This window comes from Bacteroidota bacterium, from assembly GCA_034723125.1.
In the GTDB taxonomy this organism is placed as follows: Bacteria; Bacteroidota; Bacteroidia; order CAILMK01; family JAAYUY01; genus JAYEOP01.
The window spans coordinates 22,885-26,550 of the sequence record JAYEOP010000506.1 but is presented as its reverse complement, the minus strand read 5'-3'; the positions used below and the strand labels follow the sequence as shown (position 1 = coordinate 26,550).

2 protein-coding genes are annotated in these 3,666 nt (G+C 30.7%); both read left to right on the top strand.

Going from position 1 to position 3,666, the window contains the following annotated elements:
• Positions 1–1,093, top strand: a 1,093-nt coding sequence (locus U9R42_13175) for a PhoH family protein (protein ID MEA3496971.1), incomplete at its 5' end; no start/stop codon positions are given.
• Between the two features lie 69 nt (positions 1,094–1,162).
• Positions 1,163–3,666, top strand: a 2,504-nt coding sequence (locus U9R42_13170) for a DUF5686 and carboxypeptidase regulatory-like domain-containing protein (GenBank protein ID MEA3496970.1), incomplete at its 3' end; no start/stop codon positions are given.

Genomic DNA, 3,666 nt, shown 5'->3' with positions numbered 1-3,666 from the left:
AACAGGTGGACTTATTTCTGTAAATACCAATGTGCATAAAGATAAAAAGTTCAAAGATATTTTTTGGGAAGATAAACCCGACCACAGAATTCTTTCTGTTGCTCACAATCTTGCAAAAGAATATGGGCAAAAACGAGTAATTCTCGTTACTAAAGATATTAATCTTAGAATGAAAGCCAAAGGAGTAGGTGTTTTGGCTCAGGATTACGAAACAGGAAAGGTAAAAGATATTGAAGAATTATACAAAGGAAAAAACCTTATTGAAAATATTGAAAGTGGTGTTGTTGATAAAATATACAAGGACGGACAAATTTCTTTTGAAGAAGCAAAAATTGATATTCAACCCGAACCGAATGAATATTTTATTTTGAGAAATCATGTAAAAAGTATTCTTACAACTTATAATAAAACGGAAGATGCTTTTGTTCTTGTAAAAAAGCGTAAAGCTTATGGAATTCAGCCACGTAATGCAGAGCAAACATTTGCGTTAAACGGATTGACAAATAAAAATATCAGCCTGATTACTCTTTCGGGGAAAGCCGGTACGGGAAAAACCCTGATGGCATTAGCAGCAGCTTTGGAAAAAAGAAAAAGCTATAAGCAAATATTACTTGCCCGCCCAATTGTTCCTCTTTCAAATCGTGATATCGGATATTTACCCGGGGATGTTAGTAGTAAATTAGACCCTTACATGCAACCATTGTTTGACAATCTTTCAGTAATCCGTCATCAATTCAATGAAAATTCTAAAGATTTTGACCTCATCAATGAAATGCTTAAAAACGAAAAATTACTAATCACTCCTTTGGCTTTCATTAGAGGACGAAGCCTCTCAAAAGTATATTTTATTGTTGATGAAGCACAAAATCTTACACCTCACGAGGTAAAAACAATAATTACAAGAGCAGGAGAAGGAACAAAAGTTGTATTCACAGGTGATCCTTATCAAATTGACACACCTTATTTGGATTCCCGAAGTAACGGGCTTACATACTTGATTGACAAAATGAAAGGGCAGGATGTGTATGCTAACGTTACAATGGAAAAAGGAGAACGCTCAGAACTTGCTGAACTTGCTTCTAATTTATTGTAAATTTTTTATTTTGCAGTATTAAATTTTGTAACAATAAGTAGGATAAATACGTCTTACCGAAAATTTTTTATGTCTTCCAAAAGAAAAATCATTCTCTTTTTTTTAATAGCTTTTCTGACAGGCAATTTTTCTTTGTTTGCCGGCTACCTGCAAGGAAGAATTACAGATCAGGATGGAACAACTTTGCCTTTTGCAAATATTTACGAAAAAAATACAAGCTATGGAGTTTCCTCCGACCTAAACGGGGAATATTTTCTTGAGTTAAAAGCAGGAAAACACATAATTGTTTTTAGTTATATCGGATATAAATCTTTTGAAAAAGAAGTAATTATTTATAAAACGAAAGCTACTTTTTTGAATGTAATTTTAAAAAAAGCACCACAGTCACTTGAAGAAGTGGAGATTATTTCCGAATACAAAGATCGGTCAAAAGAAATACTTGCCAAGGTTAGGGAAAAACGAAAATATTATTTGAGCCAAATTGAAACATACCAATGCAAAACATACACTAAAACGTCAATTGAAAATAAACTAATAAAAATAAAAGCTTCCGACACTATTCCGATAAAGGATTCGTCAAGAAAAAAGGAAACAGAAGACTTGTTGGTACAGTTAAAAAATGAAAAATTAAATTTAATAGAATCAGTAACAGAAAGCTACTTTAAAGCACCTTCAACCTACAAGGAGGTTGTAATTGCACATCATGATTATGTTGAAAAAAAAAGACATATTGGAAAAACTGCTTCTTTTGGAATGGAATACGGTCGTAACTCAATTGTACCTCAACAAAAGATTAGCAAAAATCCTTATATTGTTTATGAAGACATTTCCAGTTGTGATTTTAATTTTTATAAAAACCTGATAGATTTTCCTGCTTTATCCCAAAAACCACTTTTATCTCCTATTGCAAGCAATTCAGCTTTAAGTTACAAATATGAATTTAAAGGTTCATTTATTGAAAATGGAAAATTAATTTACAAAATTGGGGTAATTCCAATTTTTAGAACTGAAATACTTTTTTCCGGACTTTTATTTATTGAAGATAGTAGTTGGGCAATAAAAGCTGTTGATTTAACAATAAAAAGTCCACTATTAAATTATTGTAAAGAGTTTAGAGTAATTCAAAATTATAAGGAAATTGAAGACTCAAAATATCTTCCGATTAGGAGGGAGTTTTTTTATACAATTCGTGATGGGAAATATAATATTTTAGGAAATACGCGAATAGATCACTCACATTATGAATTAAATAAAGAGTTTCCACCTAAAACTTTTACTAATGAAATAAAAGAATATGAAGTTGATGCTTTTGATAAAGATTCAATATTCTGGAAAAATCAACGCCCAATAACATTAAAAAAATCGGAATTGAAATTTATTAGTAAAAGCGATAGTCTTGAAAGATATTATACTTCCGATGAATACTACAGAAAAAGGGATTCTGCTTTTAACAAAATTAACTTTTGGAGTTTACTTGTAGGTGCAGGTCATAGAAACAGGGCAAAAGGTAATGAGTTTTTTATAGACGGATTATTGGGTCAAATAAATTTTTTAGGTATTGGTGGCTACAGGCACACACTCCCTGGTTATTTTATGAAAGAATTTGATAATAATATAATTCTTGAAACAAGAGGTTTTATAGATTATGGTTTTAAGAATGAAGATATAAAAGGCAAAATCGGTGTAGGATTAACATACTTGCCAAAGAAATTTGTAAGAACATTTATTGAAACAGGATATTTTTATGATCAAATAAATACTTATTCATCACTAGAACATCTATTTAGTCGAAGCAATTATATTAAAACAAAAAGCATTAGCATTGCTCAAAGAATGGAAATAATAAACGGACTTTTTTGTGAATTCACTTTTGAATACTCAGACCAAGATCCCCTAAAAAATATTCAACTTTCAGAATGGGCTAAATATGTTTTTGGTGAAATAAAGTATGCTAATGATTTTGAAAGATACATAAAAACGGAGATAAAGCTTAAGTTAAAATATATAATAGGACAAAAGTATATTATAAAAAAGAATAAAAAAATAATTTTAGGAACTGATTACCCTGAACTTTTTTTCGCTTATCGCAAAGGCATTTTCGGATTATTTGACAGTGAAGTAAATTTTGATTACTTGGAAATAGGTACAAAAAGTGAAATGAAATTAGCAAGATTCGGTACTTCAAGGTGGAATGTAACAGCCGGTAGTTTTGTAAATAGAAAAGCTCTCAGACCTTTGGAATACAGGTATTTCAGAGGTTCTGATTTATACATTTTCTCCGATCCTCTTTTTTCCTTTCAATTACTGGGACCAACCTTAAACACTTCAACCGAATTTTTTAGAGCTAACTATATACACCATTTTGAAGGTACATTGTTAAATAAAGTTCCATTGATAAATCGATTAGGATTAGGTATTGCAGCAGGTACAGGTACATTACTAATACCCGATGAAAATTTCTCTCACTTTGAAATGTTTGCCGGTCTTGAAAGAAATATTAGAATAAAAAACGAACTTTTCAGACTCGGAATTTACGCTGTTACTGCCGATAATTCAATTGATGATGCAAAATT